This is a genomic window from Priestia koreensis (genome assembly GCF_022646885.1).
In the GTDB taxonomy this organism is placed as follows: domain Bacteria; phylum Bacillota; class Bacilli; order Bacillales; family Bacillaceae_H; genus Bacillus_AG; species Bacillus_AG koreensis_A.
This window is the reverse complement of sequence record NZ_CP061868.1, coordinates 372,983-398,239: the sequence shown is the minus strand read 5'-3', so window position 1 is coordinate 398,239 and position 25,257 is coordinate 372,983. Positions and strand designations below refer to the sequence as shown.

26 protein-coding genes and 1 riboswitch are annotated in these 25,257 nt (G+C 40.0%); of the genes, 3 read left to right on the top strand and 23 right to left on the bottom strand.

From position 1 onward, the window contains the following. Window positions 1-54: 54 nt before the first annotated feature. From IE339_RS02080 to IE339_RS02035, 10 genes are all read right to left on the bottom strand, one after another. A complete protein-coding gene (locus tag IE339_RS02080) occupies window positions 55-1,389 on the bottom strand; it encodes an ABC transporter substrate-binding protein (protein ID WP_242173157.1) in 1,335 nt (444 codons plus the stop codon). A gap of 13 nt (window positions 1,390-1,402) precedes the next feature. Beyond that, window positions 1,403-2,158: a carbohydrate ABC transporter permease gene (locus IE339_RS02075; RefSeq protein WP_242176084.1), complete on the bottom strand. Its 756-nt coding sequence runs from the start codon at window positions 2,156-2,158 to the stop codon at window positions 1,403-1,405. Window positions 2,159-2,211: 53 nt separating this feature from the next. Continuing rightward, window positions 2,212-3,138 carry a carbohydrate ABC transporter permease gene (locus IE339_RS02070; protein ID WP_242173155.1) on the bottom strand — a complete coding sequence of 309 codons (927 nt, stop codon included), beginning with the start codon at window positions 3,136-3,138 and terminating at the stop codon, window positions 2,212-2,214. Beyond that, window positions 3,135-4,253: an ABC transporter ATP-binding protein gene (locus IE339_RS02065; protein ID WP_242173153.1), complete on the bottom strand. Its 1,119-nt coding sequence runs from the start codon at window positions 4,251-4,253 to the stop codon at window positions 3,135-3,137. The genes IE339_RS02070 and IE339_RS02065 overlap by 4 nt, the downstream gene beginning before the upstream one ends. A gap of 34 nt (window positions 4,254-4,287) precedes the next feature. Next, complete coding sequence (locus IE339_RS02060; RefSeq protein ID WP_242173150.1) at window positions 4,288-4,869, bottom strand: glycerol-3-phosphate responsive antiterminator; 582 nt, start codon at window positions 4,867-4,869, stop codon at window positions 4,288-4,290. A gap of 299 nt (window positions 4,870-5,168) precedes the next feature. Further along, entirely contained in the window at window positions 5,169-5,921 is a 753-nt protein-coding gene (locus tag IE339_RS02055; RefSeq protein ID WP_242173148.1) for an ABC transporter ATP-binding protein, read from the bottom strand. Between the two features lie 46 nt (window positions 5,922-5,967). Continuing rightward, window positions 5,968-6,975 (bottom strand): ABC transporter substrate-binding protein, encoded by a 1,008-nt coding sequence (locus tag IE339_RS02050; RefSeq protein ID WP_242173146.1) that lies wholly within the window; start codon window positions 6,973-6,975, stop codon window positions 5,968-5,970. Between the two features lie 20 nt (window positions 6,976-6,995). Beyond that, window positions 6,996-7,772, bottom strand: a complete 777-nt coding sequence (locus IE339_RS02045) for an ABC transporter permease (protein ID WP_242173143.1) — start codon at window positions 7,770-7,772, stop codon at window positions 6,996-6,998. Continuing rightward, window positions 7,747-8,037: a thiamine-binding protein gene (locus IE339_RS02040; RefSeq protein WP_397428590.1), complete on the bottom strand. Its 291-nt coding sequence runs from the start codon at window positions 8,035-8,037 to the stop codon at window positions 7,747-7,749. Before IE339_RS02040 ends, IE339_RS02045 begins: the two co-directional genes overlap by 26 nt. A 108-nt stretch (window positions 8,038-8,145) precedes the next feature. Further along, window positions 8,146-8,256: riboswitch (TPP riboswitch) on the bottom strand. Between the two features lie 104 nt (window positions 8,257-8,360). Further along, window positions 8,361-8,846, bottom strand: coding sequence for a DinB family protein (locus IE339_RS02035; protein WP_242173141.1), 486 nt, complete (start codon window positions 8,844-8,846; stop codon window positions 8,361-8,363). Between the two features lie 304 nt (window positions 8,847-9,150). Between IE339_RS02035 and IE339_RS02030 the strand changes: the two genes are divergently transcribed. Next, complete coding sequence (locus tag IE339_RS02030; protein ID WP_242173139.1) at window positions 9,151-10,470, top strand: PcsB-like coiled-coil domain-containing protein; 1,320 nt, start codon at window positions 9,151-9,153, stop codon at window positions 10,468-10,470. A 28-nt stretch (window positions 10,471-10,498) separates the two neighbouring features. Here IE339_RS02030 and IE339_RS02025 read toward each other — a convergent pair whose 3' ends face one another. The 4 genes from IE339_RS02025 to IE339_RS02010 all read right to left on the bottom strand — a co-directional run bounded on the left by IE339_RS02025 (window position 10,499) and on the right by IE339_RS02010 (window position 14,385). Next, window positions 10,499-10,936: a PepSY-associated TM helix domain-containing protein gene (locus IE339_RS02025; RefSeq protein WP_242173137.1), complete on the bottom strand. Its 438-nt coding sequence runs from the start codon at window positions 10,934-10,936 to the stop codon at window positions 10,499-10,501. Window positions 10,937-11,145: 209 nt separating this feature from the next. After that, the gene (locus IE339_RS02020; RefSeq protein WP_242173135.1) at window positions 11,146-12,582 is read right to left on the bottom strand and encodes a HAMP domain-containing sensor histidine kinase; all 1,437 of its coding nucleotides are present in this window, start codon (window positions 12,580-12,582) and stop codon (window positions 11,146-11,148) included. Next, a complete protein-coding gene (locus tag IE339_RS02015; RefSeq protein ID WP_053403135.1) occupies window positions 12,563-13,252 on the bottom strand; it encodes a response regulator transcription factor in 690 nt (229 codons plus the stop codon). The genes IE339_RS02020 and IE339_RS02015 overlap by 20 nt, the downstream gene beginning before the upstream one ends. Window positions 13,253-13,497: 245 nt before the next feature. Beyond that, a complete protein-coding gene (locus tag IE339_RS02010) occupies window positions 13,498-14,385 on the bottom strand; it encodes a hypothetical protein (protein ID WP_242173133.1) in 888 nt (295 codons plus the stop codon). A gap of 250 nt (window positions 14,386-14,635) precedes the next feature. On the opposite strand from IE339_RS02010, the gene IE339_RS02005 reads away from it, so the two are divergent. Further along, window positions 14,636-15,484, top strand: a complete 849-nt coding sequence (locus IE339_RS02005) for an STAS domain-containing protein (protein ID WP_242173131.1) — start codon at window positions 14,636-14,638, stop codon at window positions 15,482-15,484. Window positions 15,485-15,520: 36 nt separating this feature from the next. Here the strand turns inward: IE339_RS02005 and IE339_RS02000 are convergent, their stop codons facing one another. The 4 genes from IE339_RS02000 to IE339_RS01985 all read right to left on the bottom strand — a co-directional run bounded on the left by IE339_RS02000 (window position 15,521) and on the right by IE339_RS01985 (window position 20,115). Further along, entirely contained in the window at window positions 15,521-16,711 is a 1,191-nt protein-coding gene (locus IE339_RS02000) for a multidrug effflux MFS transporter (protein ID WP_242176083.1), read from the bottom strand. A 152-nt stretch (window positions 16,712-16,863) separates the two neighbouring features. Beyond that, window positions 16,864-17,697, bottom strand: a complete 834-nt coding sequence (locus tag IE339_RS01995; RefSeq protein WP_242173129.1) for a MerR family transcriptional regulator — start codon at window positions 17,695-17,697, stop codon at window positions 16,864-16,866. A 114-nt stretch (window positions 17,698-17,811) separates the two neighbouring features. Next, the gene (locus tag IE339_RS01990; RefSeq protein WP_242173126.1) at window positions 17,812-18,522 is read right to left on the bottom strand and encodes a response regulator; all 711 of its coding nucleotides are present in this window, start codon (window positions 18,520-18,522) and stop codon (window positions 17,812-17,814) included. Window positions 18,523-18,525: 3 nt separating this feature from the next. After that, on the bottom strand, window positions 18,526-20,115 hold the full coding sequence (locus tag IE339_RS01985; RefSeq protein WP_242173122.1) for an ATP-binding protein: 1,590 nt from the start codon (window positions 20,113-20,115) through the stop codon (window positions 18,526-18,528). A gap of 195 nt (window positions 20,116-20,310) precedes the next feature. Between IE339_RS01985 and IE339_RS01980 the strand changes: the two genes are divergently transcribed. After that, entirely contained in the window at window positions 20,311-20,679 is a 369-nt protein-coding gene (locus IE339_RS01980; RefSeq protein ID WP_242173119.1) for a transcriptional activator HxlR, read from the top strand. 36 nt (window positions 20,680-20,715) lie between these two features. Here IE339_RS01980 and hxlB read toward each other — a convergent pair whose 3' ends face one another. From hxlB to IE339_RS01955, 5 genes are all read right to left on the bottom strand, one after another. Next, window positions 20,716-21,264: a 6-phospho-3-hexuloisomerase gene (gene hxlB, locus IE339_RS01975; RefSeq protein WP_242173115.1), complete on the bottom strand. Its 549-nt coding sequence runs from the start codon at window positions 21,262-21,264 to the stop codon at window positions 20,716-20,718. Window positions 21,265-21,266: 2 nt separating this feature from the next. Beyond that, window positions 21,267-21,902 (bottom strand): 3-hexulose-6-phosphate synthase, encoded by a 636-nt coding sequence (hxlA, locus tag IE339_RS01970; RefSeq protein ID WP_242173113.1) that lies wholly within the window; start codon window positions 21,900-21,902, stop codon window positions 21,267-21,269. A gap of 234 nt (window positions 21,903-22,136) precedes the next feature. Next, window positions 22,137-23,663, bottom strand: coding sequence for a tripartite tricarboxylate transporter permease (locus IE339_RS01965; protein ID WP_242173111.1), 1,527 nt, complete (start codon window positions 23,661-23,663; stop codon window positions 22,137-22,139). 21 nt (window positions 23,664-23,684) lie between these two features. Further along, window positions 23,685-24,137 carry a tripartite tricarboxylate transporter TctB family protein gene (locus tag IE339_RS01960; RefSeq protein ID WP_053403146.1) on the bottom strand — a complete coding sequence of 151 codons (453 nt, stop codon included), beginning with the start codon at window positions 24,135-24,137 and terminating at the stop codon, window positions 23,685-23,687. Between the two features lie 69 nt (window positions 24,138-24,206). Further along, window positions 24,207-25,235: a Bug family tripartite tricarboxylate transporter substrate binding protein gene (locus IE339_RS01955; protein WP_242173109.1), complete on the bottom strand. Its 1,029-nt coding sequence runs from the start codon at window positions 25,233-25,235 to the stop codon at window positions 24,207-24,209. Between the last annotated feature and the right edge of the window lie 22 nt (window positions 25,236-25,257).

Sequence of the window (25,257 nt, the reverse complement as noted above, 5' to 3'; positions counted from 1 at the left end):
AGCTTCTTCTATTTTTCGTTTGTTTTATATTTCGTCATTTGAAACTTGTTCCCTCTAGCGATTTGCTGATTCGAGGGCAAAGTTTGTTCCTTCTTGTGCCTGTTTTAATACTTCTATTGGATCCATTCCTTGATAAATGGATTCCATTGCCGTTACAACGTTTTGTCGTGACTGCGGGAACACAGAGATGAGCGCTCCTTGCGTTGCTTTCGTTGATTTTGTTTGGTGAAGCAAATCAACCGTCTTTTTCAGCTGAGGATACTTCTTCCATTCTTTTTGAACCATTGGGTCATTATATGCCTTTGGATTTGTCGCAAAGTATCCCGATTCAACGTGCCATTTTGCTTGTACTTTTGGAGTTGATAGATATTTCATAAAGTCCCATGCAGCTTTCTGTTCTTTAGTTGAAATACCTTCACCTTTAGACATCCATAGTGAGGCTCCGCCCATGACAACACCTTGATTTTTCACCCCATCTGGTACCGGAAGATCCGCTACTCCTACTTCAAAAGGTGAATTATCCACTAATGCACGAATACCAGCAGAAGAATCAAGGAACATAGACATTTTGCCTGATTGGAAAGCCGCTCTCATATCATCCCAGTTTTGACCTGCATTATAGAACGTGCCTTCCTTATACATATCATGAATGAGGTTAAAGACACGCTGTCCTTTTTCTCCTGCAAACGTGGCCTTTGTTGCGTTTCCATCTCGACCATTGCCTTTGTTTACATATAGTCCACCTTGGTTCGCTAACAGCTCTTCAAAGAACCAACCGTAGTTAAGAATCGAGAATCCGTATTGAGTCGTACGCTTTCCGTCTTTCTGAGTCAGCTTTCGTGCTGTCTCTTTTAATTCACTGTATGTCTTCGGTGGTTTATTTGGGTCTAACCCTGCTTTTTTAAACGCATCCTTGTTGTATACAAGAACTGGTGAAGACGAATTAAACGGCATCGAGTATTGCTTGTCGCCAACTTTATAATAGTTCGCAATGTTTTTCTCCCATACCGATGTATCATAATGATCTTGGTCGATAAACTTTTGAATCGGCTGGATTTTATGGGTATTCATCATATACTTCGTTCCAACCTCAAATGTTTGCATAATCGTTGGTGCATCTTTTGTTCCAGCTACTGTATTAAACTTTGTTAATGCCTCTTCATATGTTCCTTGAAAGACTGGCTTTACTTCTACTTTATCTTGGGATGCATTGTATTTCTTCACGATTTGATTCAGCGTTTTTTCAAGATCTCCACTCATCGCATGCCAAAAGATAACCTGTGTCTTACCTGACGATTGCTTCGCCTTCGCTTCATCTGAACTTCCGTTTGAGCAAGCTCCTAGAAGTAATAGGCATAGTGATGAAACGATAATCAGCAGCTTCTTCATCCTTTTGCCTCCCTTATTTAACGGCCCCTTGTGTAAGACCTTTTTGGAAATGCTTCTGTCCAAGGAACAACAATAAGAGAGTAGGAATGATGACAATGACAACAGCTGCCATTACTACGCCCCATTCTGTTGAAATCTCTTGAGACTGCATTTGCTTCAGACCGATCTGTACTGTTCGAACCTTTTCATTGTTTGTCACAAGCAGCGGCCATAAATACGTATTCCACGTTGTTAAAAAGCTGTATATTCCAAGCGTTACAAGACTCGTTTTTGAAACAGGTAATACAACATTCCAGAAAAAGCGGAATCGGCTAATTCCAGCCACTTGAGATGCTTCATACAAATCTTTTGGAATGGTTTTAAACTGCTGACGTAGTAGAAATGTTCCGAATGCTAGCGCAAAGAACGGAATCGTTAATCCAGCATACGTGTTCAACCAGCCAAATTTTTGGACCGTCCAGAAGTTTGGTACCATTGTTGCTTCCCACGGAATCATCATCGTTGAAATGAATAAAAAGAAAATAGCGTCTCGGCCTTTAAACGAAATAAATACAAATGCAAAAGCCGCTAAACTACAAACAACAAGCTGACCGATCATCACCAGTAGTGATGTAAAGAAACTGTTCCATAAATATCCGAGCAGCGGTACTTGTTCAAAGGCTGCTTTATAATTATCCAAGTTAAAATTCTTCGGCCAAAGATGACCTTGAAGAACTTCCCCACCGCTCATAAAACTGATTAAAAATGCGTAGGCGATCGGAAACATCATCACAACTGTAGCCACGATTAGTAATAAATATAGTAAAGGCTGCTTGGCTTTTCTCACTGATAATGCACCTTCCTTTCTCCTACTTTAAATTGAAGGATTGTCACAACAAGAATAACAAAGAATAAAATCACTGCCTGAGCACTTGCTGATCCTACGTTGTAGTTGATAAATGCGTCTTTGTAGATGGAATACACGATAACGTTTGTTGAATCCATCGGTCCACCTTTTGTTAAAATATCAATTTGTCCAAACGTTTGAAATGCGTTGATCATTGATACAGTAATAATGAAAAACAACGTCGGTGAAAGCATTGGAATTGTAATCTTACGTAACTGATACCAGTAACCAACACCGGAAATTCGAGCACTTTCATAAAGCTGATCATCAATGTTTTGCAAGCCCCCAAGTAAAATGAGAAACGCAAATCCTGTGTTCATCCAAATCGTTGAAATTGCCACAGATAGAAGCGCAAACTTCGGATCAAGCAACCATTGAACATCGCCAATACCAAATACGTTTAGGATTTTATTAATCACACCAATTGCTGGGTTATACATAAATGCCCAAATGACAGAAGATGCGGCAACGCTCATCCCCATCGTAGAAGAGAACATCGTACGGAAAAAACCAATTCCGCGTACCTTCTCATTCGCAAGTAATGCTAGGGCAAGTGCGAGCACAATTCCAATTGGAACTGTTATTAGCACGAATAGAAATGTCGCTTTCATGCTGTTCAAAAAGCTTGGTGACTGAAATAAAAGAGTAAAATTATCAAGTCCGATAAAGCGAAGCGGATTTCCCTGCGTATCCGTACGGAAAAAACTTAAATAAATCGTGCGTAGCATCGGATAGAACAGAAAGACACCAAACAGTAAAATTGATGGCAATAAATACCCAAATCCCGCTACTGCTGCTGGCACCGTCCGCGTCTTCTTCACCTTTTCTGTGCGTTCAGCTTGAATCGGTTCTGTCACATTCATACGGATGCCCCCTCTAACGATAAGCTTTCCGTACGCTCAGCTTGATGGTAAAGACATGCGCCAGTCTCAGCATCGAACAAGAATAAATCTTTTTCATCGATGTAAATAGGCATACGCTCACCAATTTTTACGTTCCACTGACCGTTCCATTTTGCAATCCACTGTTCTCCGTTCCCAATTTCAAACGTAATTAACGTTTCTGTTCCTAAAATTTCAACGTTTGCAATTTCTACAATTAACGTCGTTTGGTCACGATCTGCAAGCTGAATTTTTTCAGGACGTACGCCAACCGTTACCTCATTTGGAAGCGCTGATGCAATGGCTGGTGAAAGCGGCATTGTACGGTTGTCCTGTAAATGTAAACCCGTTGAATCAGCTTTTGCATTCGTTAAGTTCATCGGAGGTCCACCGATAAAGGACGCCACAAACGTATTGTTCGGTGCATTATAAATGTCTAATGGTCGACCTACTTGTTGAATGTGACCACCATTTAAAATCATCATACGATCCGCCATTGTCATCGCCTCTGTTTGGTCATGCGTCACGTAGATCATCGTAATACCGAGCTTGCGTTGGATTTGACGAATTTCAGAGCGCATTTTTGCACGAAGCTTCGCATCTAAGTTTGATAATGGCTCATCCATTAAGCAGATCGGTGAATGAGTCACAATAGCACGAGCAAGGGCAACACGCTGTCGTTGACCACCTGAAAGCTGACGAGGCTTGCGCTTTAAATAGTCCGTTAAGCCAAGCATTTCAGCAGCTTCTTCACAGCGCTTTTTTTGCTCTTGTTTTGAGACGTTTTTCGTATGCAGCCCAAACGTAATGTTTTGCTCTACTGTTAAATGTGGATAAAGCGCATAGCTTTGGAAAACCATTGATAAATCTCGCTGACTCGGTGGGAGCTCGTTTGCACGCTTTTCACCAATTAACAGATCTCCACCCGTGACTTCTTCAAGACCTGCAATCATACGGAGCATTGTACTTTTACCGCAGCCTGATGGCCCAACTAACACGAAAAATTCTCCAGGTTCAATCGTTACATTTATATTTTCAATAATATTGTTCTTTTTATCGTAAGATTTGCTTACGTTTGCTAATTCAACTTTTTTCATGTTCGTAATCCCCTTTCCATTATCGGGTATTCATTTATTTGAATGCAGATTTCCATAGCCGCGGGCTTCCAGTTGAAATAGCCGCAGCTCCGCTTTCTAAAGCGGCCTCTGCTTGTCTTTTATTTCGAATCAGTCCACCTGTAATAATTGGAACAGATGCTTCTTCACGAACTTTCATCACCATCTCAGGAATCAGTCCGGGCATAAGCTCTAACGCGTCCGGCTGAATATCATTTGCAACTTTTAGACCATGTGCCACAGCATCTGTATCCACTAAAAACAAGCGTTGAATCGTGAGCAGCCCTTCCTTTTTAGCTAATTGAATAAGAGAACTCTTTGTACTAACAATTCCCGTCGGCTTTACAAAATTTGCAATGAACTTTAAGCCTTCTCGGTCATAGCTGATGCCTGGGATTTTTTCAATGTGTAGAAAGACAAAGCGATTCTCTCTTTTTAGGGCATCTACATATCGTTTAATTACGCTTATGTTTCCCATTAAAAGAAAAGCTAATTGAATATTTGTTTCCAAAAAATAATCAAAGCTTTTTGGATCTTTAATTGAGGCGATGAGCCGATCTTTATGCAATCGACGTAAAAATTCTTCGTGTACATCCATTCCTCTTACCTCCAAGCAGATAGAGCGATCATATAAAAAACCACACGAAATACAATAGATGTGTTGCGACACGCCTATGGATTTGTGTGGTTTCTCTGTTCTCTAACCGAGTTATTTATTCACTTATCTTTCTCAATTTCTATCCTATAAAACCTTTTTAAAGCGCCTATTAACTCTTTGTATAGATTTGTTAAGAAATAATTTCATCCTTGTAAAAAAGCAGGATGATTTCTGTAAACAACCATCTTTTTTCCAAAAAAAGAGCCATTCCATAAACAAATGGAATGACTCTCTTTCATTTAATGTTCCGTCAAATCGTCCAAAATCTGTGATTTAATCGCTGTAAAATCAGCTGACGTCGTTATTTTAGAAGCACGTGGCCTAGGTAGATCCACGTTTACTTCAGCAATTATTTTTCCTGGCCGCGGTGATAATACGTAAATGCGATCTGATAAAAGAATGGCTTCATCGATATCATGCGTGATTAAAAGGACAGACTGCTTAAACTGTCCCCAAATTTCTAAAAGCCATTGCTGCATTTGAAGACGTGTTAAAGCATCAAGCTTCCCGAACGGTTCATCAAGAAGCAATAGGTCTTTTTTACATAGATATGTACGTAAAAAGGAAGCACGCTGCCTCATACCGCCGGATAATTCTCCCGGATAACGATCCTCAAATTCGGATAACCCAAAAGTAGGGAGTAACTGGGCCGCTTCTTCCCGAGCCTTTCTTTTATTTACTCCTGCCACTTCAAGTGGGACCATCACATTCTCAAGAACCGTTCTCCAAGGGAACAATACGTCCTTTTGTGGCATATATGCGACGTGTCCTCTCTTTCCAGACACGCTTTCTTCATCCAAAAGAATTTCTCCCGAATCAGGTGTGGTAAGTCCTGCGATCATATCAAGAATCGTACTTTTCCCACAGCCGCTCGGACCAATAATGCTCACGAATTCACTCTTTTTTACGTGAAGATCCACATCTTGAACCGCTTGAATAGTTTCAAACTTTTTTTGAACGCCTCTTACTTGAAGCTTCCGTTCACCTATCATCTTACTTCTCCCTTTATTTGTTCTTTACAAAGCGTACTGCAAGGAATTACGATTTTGGTAAAAATTCATTTGTAAAGGCATCCTTTACATCAAGCTTTTTCTGAATCAGCTTTCGTTTGTACATCCAGTCAGCATAGTTACTCCATACTGATTTCTTTTGAATTCCCCACTGCTTTGCATCAGCCTGATACTGAGTAGACAACCATTTTTGTGATTTCTTTACTAACTCTTTGTTCAGCTCTGGTGCTCCTTTTAATAAGGAATTCGCTGCTTCGTCAGGATTTTTAATCGCGTATTCATAGCCTTTTGCTGTAGCGGCCATGAACTTTTTCGCCACGGCTGGGTTATTTTTAGCAAGCTTATCGCTTGTCGCAATAACAGGCGTATAGTAATCAAGCGCTGGGTCTAAGTCTTTAACAGGGATGAAGTTAATTTCTTTTCCTTGGCGTTCCGCCTCAATCCCGTCCCATCCATAATAAATCCACTCAAAATCAGCGTCTCGGCCGATCGATTTAAAGAAGTCTACGGCACCTAGCGTGACATTTTTCACCTTTGAATAATCGCCACCGTTCTTTTCCATTGCGGCTTTTAACGTTGCTTCTTCAGAAGGTGCACCCCATCCACCGTAGCGCTTGCCTTCAAAATCCTTTACCGTTTTAATCTTATCTTTTTTAAGAGAAGCAAATCCTGATGTGTTGTGCTGAATAATGGCACCAATCGATTTAATTGGAATACCTTGTGTTCTTGCTTGGGTAATGTTTTCTTGATAGCTAATACCAAAATCAGCTTTTCCTGACGCAACTAGCTGATCAGCTGAGCTGTTCTCGCCCGGCTGGATAATTCGCACCTTCAAGCCTTGGTCTTTGAAATAGCCTTTTTCCTTTGCTACATATAACCCTGTATGGTTTGTATTTGGAAACCAATCTAAAACGACCGTAATTTCTTGTGATCCTGTTTTTCCACCGTCATTGCTGCTTTCTTTTTTCCCACAAGCAGACAAGAAAACAGAAAGAACTAACAGCATCCCTATCATGATCTTAATTGTCTTATTCATTTTTTTCTCCTTCTAGCTTCCTACATCTGATTATTTTTTCGCCACGGCATCGTCCATTTTGCAATCATCTCAATTAGTCCATAAATAATGAGACTCAGCACAACGATAACGAAAATCGTGGCAAATACACGCGTTGTTAAAAAGGATTGTGAGGATCTAGTGAGCAAAATACCTAGTCCTTCACTTGCTCCTAACCATTCACCAATGACGGCTCCCATTACGCTGTATGTTCCGGCAATGCGTAATCCTGTAAAAAAGGAAGGAAGCGCCGCTGGAATTTTCACCATTTTGAAAATTTGCAAGCGACTTGCGCCCATTGATTGAAGAACGCGAATCATATCACGATCTACCAATCGATATCCATCTGCCAAGCTAATCGCGATAGGAAAGAAACAAACAAGCATAATAACCAATACTTTCGGCAACATGCCATAGCCAAACCACATCACTAAAAGTGGTGCAAGCGCGATGATTGGAATCGTTTGTGAGATCACCAGCAGTGGATAAATGGCCTGCCGAAGTTTTGAGCTCATATCGATCAGTGTCGCAGTTAAAACGCCCGCTCCTAGGGATAAGGCAAGACCAATTAACGTTTCGTAGATGGTTTGAGCACTATGTAGAATAAGTAGGTCCCTAACATCCCACACTTCCTTAAAGATCGAATGTGGCTTTGGTAAAATCCACTCTTCAATCCCCGTAACTGAAACCGCTACTTCCCATATGATGAGTAAAGCGATGATCACACCTAAAGGAAGAAAGATTTGTTTTACGTTAGCGGTATTTTTCAAGTTTTTCATCCATTGAAACTCCTTCTGGACGATAATGAATTTTAATGTGAGTCATAACCTGGCTTGCTCCTGCATCTATACAGGCTTGCTTCGCCTTTTTTACGATTTCGAGAAGCTCATCCATCTCGCCCTCCATTACCGTCTCCATTGCTCCTACCTCATACTTCACACCTGAGCTCTGTACTACTTCAATAGCTTTATCTACTACCTCGTAGCTATTCATATGATCTGGAACTGTTGGTAAAACTTGAAACCCTACATTTACAACTGTCATGTTCGTTTCCCCCTCATTTTTATCATTACCAAAAGGAGTGATTACCTAGTGAAATTTATCCTGACTGAAACAACAAAAAAGACTGCCCCAGAGGCAGTCTTTGACTTTTCACGATCAATTCCATGTACCTCCGCTGGCATTATCCAGATCAGGCGATCGGGTCGGCGCTTCACAAGCGCCCTCTCAGCCAAGTTATACTTAGCTCCCCTTTTGGTTATTGAGTTAATCATATCAAGTTGACCTTTATTTGTAAACAAATCATCTGCTTCGAATCAGCCATAACCTCATGTTTTAGATTCTTCCAAATCAATGCCTATCGACTTTTAGAGAAGGTGCTGCTTAATTTCTTTCATCTGCTCTAAATGACGCTCTTCGTGATAGCCAATAAACGGAATCCACTGATTGACCGTCATCAATCCGAAAACAGGATGAGGAAATGCTTTCTTTTGACGCTTTTCTTCATTTGTTTCGGCTTCGAATTCTTGCAACGCTTGTCTTGATTTATACAGCTTATCCTTCATTTCATCAAGCGTAATGAATTCATCTGATGGAACTACGTAAGACGGAGCATCCACTTTTCTTGAACGATCGACTGTTAAATGAATCGGTTTATCATCAACAGACTGCTCTTCTCCACCTTCGAGCACTTTTTTCATCGTATTCGTAAGATTTTTCTCCATTAAATACAAATGATCCATCACCTGCATAATTGACCACTGATCATCACGAACCTTTTGATTAAGCTGTTCGTCTGTTAAAGTTTCTGCAAGTTCTAAGACCCGTGAACGAATTTCTTCATTGTGCGTCATCGTTTCCACCCTCTCCAATGTTCAGTTTCTGTCATCATTTTACGCGTACATTCTTCTTTTCCATCGTACCCTATTTCTCCCTCAAACATCCAACACAAAGCTTATGACTTAAGTCGTAGGACTTGAAAAATTTTCTTCTCGTGGTAAGATGGGGACTTGGTGTTCATGAGAAATGGGAGTAAAATGACTCACGCACTAACGCTTTAGTTTGATAGAGGTCATTTATTTTTAATAGTTTTGTAACATTTAATTTCCAATTCTTATGGTATAACTATATGTGCATAGAAAGGGGGCTTATGCCATTATGATAAGGCGTATGCTTTTAATAGTTCTAATGAGCTTTGTCGGATTATCCAGTACAGTTGTCGCTCACGCTGCTGAGTCAGAACAACAAAAACTAAAGGATGCCGAACAAAAGCTACAAGAAAAAGGTTCTATGGTGAAACAAAAACAACAAGAAAAACAAGCCGTTAATAAAGATATCCAGAAAATACAACAAGAATTGCTTTCACTACATAACTCAATCTCGGATAACAGAGATGACCTAAACAACATTGAGGAGAAAATTTCCGCAGCGAACAAGCTAATTGAAAAGAAAAAGGCGGAAATTGTTGCGTTAGAAGACAAAGTTTCTGCACGTGAAAAAGTAATGCGTGAGAGACTAGTAGCTCTTCAACACTCTGATCATGCTAATCTCGTTCTTGATACAATTATGAGTTCTGATAGCTTTGCAGACTTTATCCAGCGTGCTAGTGCCGTTTCAACGTTACTTAACGCAGATAACGACATTCTAGATGCTCAAAAAGCTGACTTAAAGCAAATTGAGGAAGATAAAAAAACGATTGATAAGCAAGAGCAGGTGTTAGAGGAAGAACAAGACAACTTAGCAAATAAACAAGCTGAGTTAAATCAAAATCTTCAAAAACGACAAGAAACATTAACAACGCTACAAAAAAACTTCAGTAACATTTCAAAGCAAATTGTGTTAGCGAAGCAAGATCAAGCAACAATTGAGTCTGAAATGAAAAATATTCAAGAAAATATTAAACGTCAGCAGGCTGAAGCAAAAGCTCGTGCAGAACGATTAGCACAGGAGCGTGCCGCAAAAGCACTTGCTGCGGAAGAAGCGAGAAAGGCTCGACTTGAGGCTATTGAAACAGCCAGAAAAGCTCGTGAGGCGTTAGAGGCTGAGAAGAAAAAGCATGCCGAACGTGAAGCTGCTAAAGCTAAGCAGCAGGCACAAGCAAAAGAGCAGGCTGAACCACAACAACAGCCACAGGCAAAGGCGCAACCATCTTCATCATCCAATGAGCAATCTGAGGAGAATATTGATGGTAAAGAGTTCTACGTTTCAGCAACGGCATATAGCCCAGACGAGACAAACGGAAATAACTTCCGTTCAGCTTTAGGCTATAACATTAAACAACCTGGTTTAAAACTTATCGCAGTAGACCCTTCTGTTATTCCACTAGGTAAAAAAGTTTGGGTTGAAGGATATGGTGTAGCAATTGCTGGTGATACTGGTGGTGCGATTAAAGGTCATATCATTGACGTTCTAGTACCAAACAGAGAAGCTGCCCTATCATGGGGACGTCGCTATGTTAAAGTCATTGTTCTAAACTAAAAAAATCCCACTTCGGTGGGATTTTTTCTTATTCTAAAGCGGCTTGAAGCTTGCGGCGTTTGACCTTTCGCTGTGCCAATAGAATTTTAAGAGACAAATAGATGCCTGAAACTGTTAGGAAGATCATACTTAGCGCTGCTATATCAATAACCCATTTAATATTTGCTCCACCTAACTTTCCTTCATGAAGACCACGAATCGTTCCATACAATGAAGCTACAGGCCCTCCTTCTTTAAAGTTTGGTTTTTGAAATGAACTTTCCCCTGTTGACGCAGCAGGAGCCGTGCTCCCTCCGTCTGCAAAACTTGATCCCATCATTGCTGATCGATGTCCTTCTCCCTCTCCGTGCCCTTGTTGTCCAACAAGCCAAGGCTCTGAGAGAACAAGCCCTGTGATAGCTTCCATTAATAAAAAGACAGACGTAATTAATCCAATCCATAAATGCGCTTTACGCGTTTTCTTCATTTTAACTCCTCCTGTATAAACGAAATAATTGTATGTAAAAAGAAAGTATGTGTATTTTTTCAGCCACCTATTGGGCTATAGGTGGCTGATTTATAGGGGCTCTACTTATTACTTCTTTACTATAAAACTTCAATGTGTCAGGTGTGCGTCAAAACAGAGGTTTCTTGCTATTTTTTCAAAAAAATAATCTCGCCCCTCTCAAGGCGAGATTACTTTGTTTCATTGACAGCTGAAATGATGATGGTAAATGTCGTCCCCTTAGATGACGTTTCCTTTAAAAATAAATCGCCGTTCATTGCCTTCGCAATCATTTTGCTAAAAGCCAACCCTAAGCCGAGACCCCTTACCTTAAATTTCTTTCCTTCCCCTCGGAAAAATCGTTCAAACACATATGCTTGTTCTGCTTCAGGAATTCCAACTCCACGATCCCTGACATCAATGGCAATTTCTCCTTGAACGAGTGGGTGAATCGTAATATCAATTCTCTTTTCCTCTTCCATCGCTTGCTTCGCGTTGTTTAGTAAATTAATAAATACTTGCTGAAGTCTTGTTGTATCCACCATGACTTGTTGACTTTGATCTTGTAAATGAAGATCGATTTTAATCTCCTCATCTTCCTGTGTCACCTGCCATTGATATACAATCTCTTTCACGACACTGTTTACATCATGAAGCTCTAACGTAACAGGAAGGGCATTTGCAGAAAAAGAATTGAACTCCAATAAGTCAGCGACCATCTTTTGCATTCGTCCTACTTCTTTTAACGAAATTGCTAAAAACTCTTTTGCCTCTTCTCCTTCGACAATATCGTCCTTTACCGCCTGTAGAAGGCCACTAATAGATGTAACGGGAGTTTTAAGCTCATGGGTAACTCCAGCTAGTAGCTCTGCTCGCAATGACTCTAGCGTTTCTAATCGGCTCGTCATTTCTTTAAAAGATGATACGAGTTCATGCACTTCTTTTTCCTTTACTTCATGATGAAGCTGAATATCATAGTTACCTTCTTGAACTTGCTTTGCCGCCCTCGCCACATCTTGAATTGGTCGTGAAAGTCGGCGCGTTAATAAATAAATCGCCAGCCATCCTAAGAGGGCTAAGCTCACGAGCATAATACCAAGCAGGCGATATTCCTCGTTCACCTTTACTAAATCTTTTTCCGCCATTAATAAAATAACAGATCCAAGCTGAACATTATTTGATTTAATCGGTGCTTTTACCGCATAAAAAATTTCATCATTTGAAGCATTTACTTTTTGAATCTCTTTTTTACTTTGTAAGATAGAAGATGGAAAACGGAAACTCATTCGATCATCGTCTCGCATTGGTATACTTGATGATAAAATATCTCCATCGTTATTCACAATATAAATAAACGGTTTTTCAAGACCTAGCGTTTTATCATGATCTCGTAAAATTTTCCCGCCTTTTTCCCTAGGTGTCGGTTCCCCACCTATATTACTTACGAATCGATCAGCCGTTTCCTCCGCCAAGAACTTAGCAATATCGAGCCGGTGTTGCAATGTACTGTGACGAATCCATAAAACAGATAAAATACCAATAACCAATAGTCCAATACAAAGAGTCGCCAAATACCTTGTGGTCCAATATTTTAAGAGCGTTATTTTCTCATTTTTTTTCGTGAACACAAAATTGATACCCCAATCCCCGAAGTGTTTTGATTTCTCCCTCTGTTACCGGCCAATTTTGTAGCGACTTTCGTAACCGCTTAATCGAGAGGTCAACAGCACGGTCACTTCCGTCGTAATCCATTCCCCATACACAGTCAATTAGTTCGTCTCTTGTAAAGGTCCGATTTGGACGCTCTGCTAGGAAAACTAGCAGAGATAGATCACGTGGAGTTAAATCGATCTCTACACCGTTTAGCATGACGACATGGCCTTTTACATCAATCTTCAAACTTCCAAACTGCTTTATTCCATTTTCCTCTGATACATACGGAGCCCTTCTTAAAACAGCTTGAATTCTTGCCACTACTTCATCCCCTACAAATGGCTTCGTGATATAATCATCCGCTCCGTCATTTAATCCAGACAATCGGTAATTCACATCTCCAAGAGCAGTGAGCATAATAACTGGGCAAGAGCTTTTTTCACGTATTTGCTTTAAAATGCTCCACCCATCTATCCCAGGGAGCATCACATCTAACAAAACTAAAGACGGATTACTTTTAGCAAAGACGTCAATCGCTTCGTTCCCATCAAACACCTGTGTGACATTGAACCCTGCTTTTGTTAAATAGGCTTTTAATACCTGACTAATCGCTAATTCATCTTCAATCACTAATATATGTTTCATTACTATCCACTCCCTACCATTTCATTATAATCAAAAAAGAGGATGATTCAAAAGAGACGGAAAAGTCTTTTAGAATCATCCTTTCTTATATTGATTGGACAAGGAGTTTTCCACTAAAAGGGGGGGAAGTGGAGAATTTCCTTGTTTCATCTATTATCCAAGTAACAGAGAAAAACTTATGGGTAAACATCAAATTCTTATATTGTCAGTTTTTTGATCATATTGCGTTAAAAACTCATCTTTTTTTAGTGATTAAATCCACGATGTCCGCCGTGGCCAGGGTGACCACCATGACCTGGCCCGCCAAAAAATCCGTCTCCATCCTCATGGTCAAACGGGAACAGTTGAAGATCCTTTGCTTCATCAGCATGATTAAGCATTACTTCCTGAAATAACTCCTCAGCTGTTTTTCCTTTCGTGTCAATTCCTAGCTTCTCAGCCGTTTGCACAATCTTTTGATCCCTAACCTCTTTTGCTACATCTTCAATTTCTTTATTAGCCGTGCTAATGCCGAATGCTTTCGCATCTTTTTTGATTTGTGCCTCACGTACATCTTGAACGAGTTGACGCACATCCTTATTTGCCGTATCAACTCCAAGAGCCTTCGCTTGCTTCATTATTTGTGCTTTAAACACTTCTTGTGCTAGCGTCTCTAAATCTTTTCCACTCGTGCTAATACCTAATTCTTTTGCCTTTTTAGTGACTGTCTCTTGACGAATGGCCTGTGCTAACTGCTGAGCCGTTTTTCCTTTTGTATCAATCCCTAACTTTTCAGCCTGCTTCTGAACTCGTTTCGTACGAACTTCTTCCATGACCGTTTTTGAATCTTTTCCTGTTGTACTAATTCCTAATTCCTTTGCTTCTTTCTTTATCAATGCATCTCGTACTTCTTGCATTAATGTATTTGTGTCTTTTCCAGCTGTTTTAATTCCTAATTTCTCAGCCTGCTTCTTCAAAAATTCTGTATTATGAAGCCCGTTCATATGACCAATTCCATGATTAAATCCGTGCACTTCTTTTACTTCTTGCTTTGGTGTTTCGTTTGACGATGCTGCAAAAGCCGTGCCTGCACCGATAAGACCTAGTGATAGAGCTCCTGTAAGTACATAAGTGACTACTTTTTTCTTCATCATACTTGTGCTTCCTCCTAAAGGATCTTTTGTGATAAGTGATATAGTACATGCTCTGTACATGTATTAATGTAACCTGCCAATGTGTCAGTAACATGTCAAAGAAAATTTTTTTGCTTTTTTTCATAAATTCCCCTTAGATGCTTAGAGACATACAGATATACGAAGCGAAATGTCAGAGTTAAATATTGACTTCTAGTAGTGGATAGTATGAAATAGAATTAACCATATCTTGAATGAATAAGGAGAAATTATGAACGAGAAATGCTATGCACTATACGAGTTTCTAGTCTCTCAAGCTACCAGCTTTACGGATGAATGGATGAAGTATCAGTTAGTGAAAAAGGGATCAGATTATTCAGCTGATGCACCACCGCAGGTCGCTCAGCGAATAAGAGAACAAAACTCTAACTATGTACGATTAGTAGCCAAAACCCTTATACATTCAGAGGACGAAACGAAAAAAGCCATTGAGGAATGGACCAACAAAACAGCAGCAGATCGAGTTCAATCGAATACTTCTTTATCTGAAGTTGTGAGGAACTCAGGCGTTTTTCGCCATGTCTACTGGATGTACGTTCAAAAATTTGTGGAGCAAACCACTCTGGATGTAAATGTCTCAGATATTTTTGGATGGGAACGTAAAATTAATTTCGCGCTTGACTACGTATTGGAGACGTTTACAAATCGATTTATGGAAATTGTGACGGAACGATTAGCAGCTCAAGCCTCGCTAATTCGCGAATTAAGCGCGCCTGTTATTACGTTGACGAATCAGATCGGACTGCTTCCACTTATAGGCGATATCGATACGAACCGAGCGAAAAGCATTCTCGAATCCACTCTACACCAAAGCGTACATGCTAAAATCTCTGTTCTTATTATGGATCTATCAGGAGTTGTGATGGTTGATACGATGGTTGCACAACAATTGTTTCAACTCGTAGATTCGTTACGTATGGTAGGAGTAAAAACAATTTTAACCGGTATTCGACCAGAGGTAGCTCAAACATCCATTCAGCTTGGTATTAATTTTGGTAGTATCCAAACAGAAACCTCGTTACAAAAGGTTGTCGGAAAGCTTGTAATGAAGCATATGTAAGAAAAATACCAGACCCTATTGATCTGGTATTTTTTCTTATGCATTTAATGTGGATTGTTTTGACGTAGCCACACGGTCGCGCCTAACGAATATCACGTATAGAAGCAGTGCACCTACATCACAAACCGCAATAATAATTCCAAGTGGAATCGCTGTTCCTTCTCCACCTAGACCTACTAAAGGAGCTGCGACAGCTCCGAAAACAAATTGCAATAATCCCAATAGAGCTGAAGCACTTCCGGCGTTTTGCTCCTGATTTTGCATAGCTAGAGAGAAAATGGTAGTATTCACAATTCCAACACTTGAGACAATCATGAAAAATCCAATGCAAACTGCTAGCATTCCTAATCCAAAAACAGTTGCAGCAAGTAGTAGAATACTTCCAACCGCAGCAAAGATTAGACCAGCTACTAACAGCTTGGTTTCTCCTAGCTTTTCAGCCAAACGCCCCGTTATTTGCGAAGCAATGATAATTCCAATTCCATTAATCGCAAATAAAACGCTAAACAACTGTGGAGATGCGCCGAAAATTGTCTGTATGACGAACGGTGAGCCTGAAATATAGGCAAACATCGCACCTGTGATAAGTCCTTGAATAATTGCATAGCCAACAAATAAGCGATCTTTTAAAAGCTGAGAAAAGGCACCAAAAATATTCTTTATGCCGCCCTCAGATCTCATGCTGGGCTTTAGCGTCTCTTCAAGACCAAATACAACTGATAAAAGCATGATGATTCCAATTACACACAAGACAACAAATACGCCTCTCCACGAGATAAATTGTAAAAGCTGTCCACCAATGACTGGTGCCAAGATAGGCGCTACGCCGTTAACGAGCATAAGAAGCGAGAAAAATTTTGTAAGCTCTGAGCCTGAAAACAAATCCCGCACGCTTGCTCTGGCAATAACAATACCAGCTGACCCTGTTACTCCCTGCAAAAACCTGAGCGCTACTAACAACCATATTGAGGAAGCAAAAGCACATAGAATAGACGCAATCGAATAGAGACATAGCGCTACAATCAATGGCCTTCTTCTTCCCTTAATATCACTAAACGGTCCAACCAACAGCTGTCCAAATGCCAGACCAAGTAAACATGCCGTTAAGCTTAGCTGTGCTGAGGAAGCATTGGTATGTAAGTCTGTCGTCAAAGCTGGTAGTGATGGTAAATACATATCAATGGATAGAGGTCCAAATGCTGATAGTGAACCTAAAATTAAAACCAATGACAGAAATCGTCTCTTACCTACTTTTGAATGATCCCACGTATTTTGTTGTGACATTTTACACATCCTTTCGATCTAAGAGGTTGACGATGATCTAAACTACGTCACTCACAGATATACGTCTTATCATAAACTCTCCAGTAACTGTAGGGTCAATCCTTTTTTCGAACTTTTACTTGAATTTCTGTTACGTGCTCCTGTGGGCGGTTAGATAGAAACTGATCGATAATCTCTCGAACGATGAGGGGCCCCTCTGTTTCATATTCATGTGTCTTCACATAATCTAACAATCGATCGTAATAGATCGTTGTTTGCTCCTTGGGCTCTCGAAAATAAATACTTGCATACGTGCCTTCTTCTAAGAGACGAGAAGCATTCTCCTTCATGTGGATAAATTCACTTTCTTCTATTAATAAGAAGACGGAGCTATAGTCAAAATACTTCCCTAGTTTAGCAGCCTCGACTGATAGCGTTAATCCCACCTTGCCAATAATAATAGGGGAAACGTGGTGAAAATCCTTTTTCACATGGCGAAGTGATAATTCTAAATCATATAGCGAGCGAATATCGTTCTTCACTTCAATAATTCGGCGCGCTTCTACTTTCTTTGTAAAAGGGATGCCAAGATTTTGGATGTGCTGAGCCTCTGTTAACTCGTCAATTCGAGCTGTTAAACGTTCATTCATAAGCTGCAGCTGCTTAATTTTTTGGAGATTGGCTTCTTTATAGGAAGAAAACAGTGTCAAAAAGTCGCTTAATTCACGGTTTTGAACTTGCTTTTGTATTTCTTTTAAAGGGACACCTACCATTTTTAAATAGCAGATTAGATCAAGCAGTTCAAACTGTTCAGCTGCATAATAGCGATATCCGCTTTTCGAATCTACCTCTATCGGCTTAAATAGCCCAATTTCATCGTAATAGCGTAACGTTTTAATCGGGATATGATGAAGCTTTTCCATCTCTCCGATCGTAAAGCGATTTTTCATTGCGACCTCCTTGTAGATGAGCTTTTATAGGGATAGGAAATTATTCTTTATTTTATACATAAAAAGAGAAATGCCAATAGCCGCATTTCTCTTTCCTCTTTATATATTCTGCATTCAGGAAACCCCTGCTTTGATTATATATACTCTTTCTGGCCTTCCGACGGTTCCATATGACAGATCTGCGTCAATCTTCCCATCAGAAATCAAGTATTCTAAATATCTTCGTGCCGTTGTACGACTCGCACCAATTTCCTTTGCCATTTGTTCAGCCGTTAACCCAACGGTACAGCCAGAAAGCACGTCTAATACTTTTTCTAAGGTAAGACGATCAATGCCTTTTGGATAATACGTATGTTTTTGTGAAGAGCTTTGCTTTCGAAGAAGCTGATCCACTTCTAGCTGCGTAACACTTTTATTATCTCGCTTTAATGACTGCATAATCATATAGTGCTCTTCGTATCGCTTTAATGACTGTTCAAACCGTTCAAAAATAACAGGCTTGATAATAAAATCAAATACGCCAATTGAAATAGCTTCTTGAATGACGTCGATCTCCTTCGTCGCGGTAATCATCATGACATCAATTCCCTTGTAGTCACTCTTTATCTCTCTCAAAAACTGAATGCCATTCATATCTGGAAAGTAGACGTCTAATAAAATAAGCGCTGGCTGTAAAATTTCAATTGATTGCTTTGCCTCTTCATAGGAAGTGGCAATTCCAATGGTTTGAAACCCCTCAATCTTTTCGATGTAGCGCTTTTGAATTTCAGCGATTCGCACATCGTCTTCGATAATTAAAACTTCAATGATCTTCGTTCCCCTCATGAATTAAAGCCCCTCTTTCTTTGGAATAACAACGGTAAAGACTGTTCCTACTCCTTCTTCGCTGGAAAGTGTTAAGTATCCATCTAATCCTTCTAGCGATTCTTGAACAAGGCTAAGTCCAATGCCTGCATTGTTCTGTCCTCCCTTTGTGGAAAAACCTCTTTGGAAGATTCGTTCTTCATTTTCAGCCGAAATCCCATTTCCGTTATCTTCTACTTCAATAATTAAGTCCCTTCCTAAATCCGTTAAAAATAACGTCACCTTTTTCTCTTTATCTATATTCTCTTTGACTGCATCGAACGCATTATTAATTAAATTCCCAACAATTGTAACAATTGAATCTCTATTGATTGAACGAGGTATATCAACAAAGCTACTGTCAGGGTCAATCTCAAATTCAATTCTCATCTCATGCGCTAGACTGACCTTTCCTAGGATAAATCCAGCTAGAATTGGATCGCCAATTTCCTGTGTAATGAAATGAAGAAACCCTTGCGTCACATTCACTTCCTTTGATATAAAGTCAATCGCCTCTTGATTAGATCCAAGCTGAATCAATCCCAATAACGTATATAGCTTGTTGGAATATTCATGCGTTTGAGCCCGCAATCCCTCCGCATATGCCTTTACGTTAGAAAGCTCTTGTGTTATTTTTGATAATTCTGATTTTTTACGCAAGCTTGCGACGGCGCCAATGACCTGCTGACGTTTATCAAAAATCGGAATCCGGTTTACGACAAACACTTCTCCTTCAATTAAAAACTCCCGATCGTATTCTGCTAATCCCGTTTGAACCACCTGTAGCAAATGTGTATGTTTTATTACGTCTTCAATCGGCTTTCCTCGAAGCAGAACATCATTTGGCACACCGAGTATTTTATGAGCCGTTTCATTTACGACGGTAATATCTCCATCCGCATCAATAGCGATAATTCCCTCGTGGATGGATTCTAAAATAGCATGCTTCTCCTGATACATCCAGGCAATCTCTCTTGGCTCAAGTCCAAAAATCGCTTTTTTTATATTAAATGAAATTAAGATCGCTGCTACAAGACCACCTACTAATAGAAGAGACGTATACAAAAAGATTTTCCCCTGCAGACGCTTAATTTCTTTTTGAATATCAATTTGTAAAAAGCCCACAGATACAACACCGATTACTTCGTTTTTATCATTTAAAATAGGTGCTTTCCCTCTTAAAGAGGGCCCTAACGTTCCGACTGATTCCGAAATAATCGCTTTCCCCTTAAATACCGCTTTATTATCTCCCCCCATCATCTTCTTCCCAAGGCGCTTTGCATTCGGATGGGAATACCGAATTTCTTGTCTATTTCCTACGACGATAAATTCTGCATCCACCTGTTTTCGAATTTGTTCCGCTATGGGTTGGATAACGGTAGAAGGATTTGGAAGCAAAAATGCTTTTTGTATCTCCGGCATATTGGCAACGGCTTTCGCAATGGCTAACGCCTGGTGTCCCTTACTTTCCTTTAGATTATCCTCCATCATATCTTTGAACGTTGCTTCAAATCCTAACCCAATTAAAATAACGAGAACAAAGATCCCGGCCATCAGCTTTGTTTGTAACCGCATTCAATTTTCCCCCTGTTTAACGACCGCATCTCCTATGTATCTGATCCTTAATGACTAAATATTGGTTATTCACATCTTATCATATTTAGTATTCCCTGAGGGGTACTTTTACGGTAAAGCTTATATATTGCACCTATAATCAATTGATCGGTATAATTACACTACTCTTATTGTGAAAAGACGGAGGTGTCGAACGTGGGACGTATGAATGATAAAGTATTTAACTGTGAAAAAGAGCTTACGTTAAATATTATCGGCGGGAAGTGGAAAATGCTTGTACTATGGCATTTAGGTAAAGGTGGAACGAAACGATTTGGTGAGTTAAAAGCACTTATTCCTGAGATTACACAGCGCATGCTCGCGAATCAGCTTAGAGAGCTTGAAGAAGATCAAATCGTCCACCGCGAAGTCTACCCAGTTGTCCCCCCAAAAGTTGAATACTCCTTAACCAAACAAGGTGAAACGCTAATGCCCATTCTTGACGCTATGTATGCATGGGGGCGTAACTACATGGAAACAACTTTAGAAGATCATGTAGAAGTAAAAGAATCCATTTATCCTTAACTATAAAAAGCTGACTCGTATGAGTCAGCTTTTCTTCTATTCTAGGTTGGCATGTTGGCCTAGCATTGTATGTGAATCTAACCCTTTTTTGTCCATTAATGCTAATATGATGGCATCATAGAAAACAAGAAGAGTTTGTTCAAAAAGCGATCCCATTGGCTGAATCGTTTCGTATTCCCCTTCTCCCTGTTCCTTCGAGGCCCCAGGAAGCTGAACGGTAAGGTCCGCAAGCTTTCCAAGAGAAGAGTTAGGAAAAATAGAAACTAACGCGATTGTTGCGTTAATATCGCGTGCTTTTGTAGCCATCGCAAGCAACGTTTTCGTCTCACCAGATCCTGAACCAAGGATAAAAATATCTTCATCTGTAATTCCAGGAGTAGTTGTCTCACCTACCACATGGGCATCAAATCCCATGTGAACAAGTCTCATCGCAAAAGCTTTGCCCATTAAACCAGAGCGCCCAGCTCCTGCAATGAAAATCTTACGAGCGGAAAGAATCGCATCAGCTAGCTTGTCCATCTCTTCCTGCTTTAATAGTGAAATCGTCTTCTCAAGCTCTGCCACGACTTTCTCTGCAGGATTCATTCTTAGTTTCCTTCTTTAATTAAGGATTGCATTTTTTCTGCTACTGCTTTTTTATCATCAGCGCCTGTAATTCCTCCGCCAACGATTACAAGATCTGGCTGCGCCTTAATTACTTCTGGTAATGACTCTAGCTTAATACCACCAGCTACAGCAGTTTTGGCGTTTTTCACAACGCGTTTAATCGTTTGAAGATCATCAAATGAGTTTTGTCCCACTGCTTGAAGGTCATAACCTGTATGAACACAAATATAATCAACGCCAAGCTCATCAAGCTCTTTTGCGCGTGTTTCAATATCTTTTACACTAATCATATCAACAAGAATTTTTTTGTTTTGTTTTTTCGCTTCTTCTACTGCCCCTTTGATGGACATATCTTCAGCAGCACCTAAGATTGTAATGATGTCTGCACCTGCTTCAGAAGCTTTCATTACCTCGTATCCAGCTGCATCCATAATTTTAAGATCTGCAAGAACTTTTAAATTAGGAAATGCTTCTTTAATTTCTTTTACTGCTTTTAATCCTTCGTTAATGACAACTGGTGTCCCAATTTCAACGATATCAATGTGATCTTCAACCTCTTTAACGAGTTCCTTTGCTTCAGGGATGTTGACTAAGTCTAATGCTAATTGTAATTCCATGAATGTCTCTCTCCTTTGTCGCTTATAATAAGTTACTCGCAGGCCCACGAGATAGTTGCTATGAATCGGAAATTAGTTTCCCGGTACGAATGAGTATAGTACATCTCAAAACGAAATGTAAGTACGCACTTTCAACACAGATAGTGTGGTGAAGTATACTATAGAATATTCCGCACTTCCACACCGTGTAAACATCCATCTTTTTACAAACAAAAACCCCTACACGAGGGGTTTTTATCCTTCCACATTGATGACAACGTCTTTTCCGCGCTTTTTAAGCAGCATCGGAATGGCCAACCATAAAACTGTAATGATAAGAAAAACAAGGGAAATAGGACGAGTAAAGAACACACCGTAATCACCGTTTGAAATGGTTAACGCACGGCGTAAATTGTTTTCAATCATTGGTCCTAGTACAAGACCGAGTACAAGCGGAGCAATTGGATAATCATTTTTGCTAAAGAAATAACCTAAAATTCCACACGCTACTAATAAAAGCAAATCATACACGGAAACTTGTACAGCGTATACCCCAAAAATAGAAATAGCAATAATCATCGGAATTAAATATTTCTTAGGTGTTTCAATAATTTTAGCAAACACTTTCACAAGCGGAAGGTTTAAAATAAGGAGCATTAAATTCCCAATGAACATACTCGCAATAAGACCCCAAGCTACTTGAGGGTGATCTTCAAATAAAAGTGGTCCAGGCTGTACGTTATACATCATAAGGGCTCCCATTAAAATAGCCGTTGTCCCTGAACCTGGGATACCAAGTGTTAATAAGGGAATCATTGCTCCACCTGATGCTGCATTGTTTGCAGACTCAGGAGAGGCTACTCCTTCAATTGCACCCTGACCAAATTTCGAAGGATTTTTACTTACTCTCTTTTCTAAAATGTACGCAAAGAATGAAGCAAGAGTCGCGCCTGCACCTGGTAAAATCCCAACAAAAAATCCTAAGATCGAACCTCGAGCAATTGGAGCAGCAGAATCCTTCAGCTCTTGCTTTGTCGGCATTAAGCGCTTAATCTTCGCAATTTCTCCTTCTTCCTCTTCTTTTTCAACGATCGTTTTGAATACTTCACCTAATGCGAACAATCCTACAGCAATCGTTAAAAATTCTAACCCTTGATAAAGCCAAGGAAATTCAAACGTAAAGCGAGCTACTCCCGATACGTTATCAACACCAATTGTTCCAAGTAATAGACCCATAATCGTCATAATAAGTGCTTTTGTAATTGATTTTCCTGCCAAGCCGCTCACTGCAGCAAGACCTAGTAACATTAACGAAAAATACTCTGCTGGACCAAATTTTAATGCCACATTGGATAATGGCTTCGCCAATAAGATCAAGGCAATCAGTGTAACAATTCCGGCAACAAAGGAGCCAATAGCGGAAATGGCAAGTGCACTTCCTGCTCTCCCTTGCTTTGCCATTTGATAGCCGTCAAGCGTTGTCACAACTGAGGAAGATTCTCCAGGTGTGTTTAATAAAATGGAGGTTGTTGATCCTCCATACATAGCTCCGTAATAGACTCCTGCTAATAAAATGATGGCACTCGTAGCAGCTTGTTCAGGAGGGAGTCCGCCTGTTATAGAAGCTGTTACAGGAATAAGTAGCGCCACCCCACTCATCGGGCCAATTCCCGGCAATACGCCAACCGCTGTTCCAATCAATACACCAACGAAAGCAAATAAAATATTATACCAGACGAGCGCTGTTTGAAATCCACTTAATAAATACTCTACTGTGCTCATTTTTTCACCCCTCTTTGTAGCCTAAAACCAAACTGGCCATCCCGGTAATGTTCCTTTTAAAATATCAACAAATACGTAATACACAATTCCTGAAAAAGCTGCGGAAATGATGAAGGATTTGATCCATTTTCCCTTTTCCATCGCTTGAAAGCATACAAGCAAAAACACAAAAGTTGTAATGACATATCCAATCGTTTCAAGTGTTAACACATAAATTAATGTCGCAATAAAAATGATGACAAAAAGTTTATACTGCATTTCTACCTTTTCACCGCTTTTCACCTGATAGCGGAACGTTTCATAGAAAAGACGGAGGCTAAGTAAAATTAAAATCCCACCTAATACGAGGGGAAAAATATCGGGTCCTACAACACTTCCATATGCCGAGCTAGCAATTTGTCTACTTCCATACATAAACAGCACGCCAACTAGGAGAAACAGTACAGCAGCAATACGATCAAATTTAACGTCCATCGTTATCACTTCCTCTCTCTACAAGTAGTGCACAGACGCCATAACCGCTTATGACGCCTGTGAGAAATATTACTTTTTCATTCCTAATGCATCTAGAAGCTGCGTCACTTGCTCTTCTTGATCTTTTAGGAACGAAGTGAATTCTTTTGCATCTTTGTATTCCATTTCCCATCCTTGCGTTTCTACTTCTTTCTTCCATTCATCAGATTCTACAAGTTTGCCAATTGTCTTTTCCCAGTAATCTTTTGCATCTTTAGACATTTTTTCTGGGCCGAATACACCACGCCAAATTAGGAATTCTGCGTCTACCCCTTGTTCTTTAGCAGTCGGGATATCTTTTAATTGATTGTCCTTTGAACGCTCAGGTGCAGTGGTTGCTAATACACGAATTTTTCCTGCCTTTAAAAACTCACGTACGCTTGATACGTCCGTTCCGATAACATCCGCATTTTTTCCTAATAGCGACGTAATGGCTTCTCCTCCACCGTCATACGAAACATATTTAATTTTCGTTGGATCAACTCCGTACTTGTAAGCGGGAAGAATGGAGATTAGATGATCCATTGAACCCGGTGCGGATCCCCCAGCAAACGTTAATTTAGTTGGATCCTTTTTCACTTCATCTAGCAATGACTTCAAATCTTTAAACTTTGAGTCTGCTCTTACAACGATCGCTCCATAATCCTTCGTCAACTGTGCTAAGGGCGTTGTATTTTTATAGCCGTACGGGCTATTTCCTTCTTTTTTCAAGTTATTAATAATGATTGGTGGGGAATTGACAAATAACATGTCATTGTTATCAGCCTCTTGGGTTGCATACTGTGCCATAAAAACAGCTCCACCGCCGCCTGGTTTGTTCTCGACCGTTAGGGGCTCGTCAACCGCCTTTGTTTCGCTCAAAATTTTTGTAAACGAGCGAGCCGTTAAATCCCATCCACCACCTGCTCCTGATGGTGCTACAACCGTAATTGCACGATTTGGATAATCGCTTCCTTTGGCTCCTCCTTTAGTAGAAGCTCCTTCTCCATTACATGCCGCTAATCCGACAACCATAGCGCTTGCACACATTAACACAGACAGCTTTTTCATTTTAAACATGTTTCTTCCCCCTCTTTTTAAA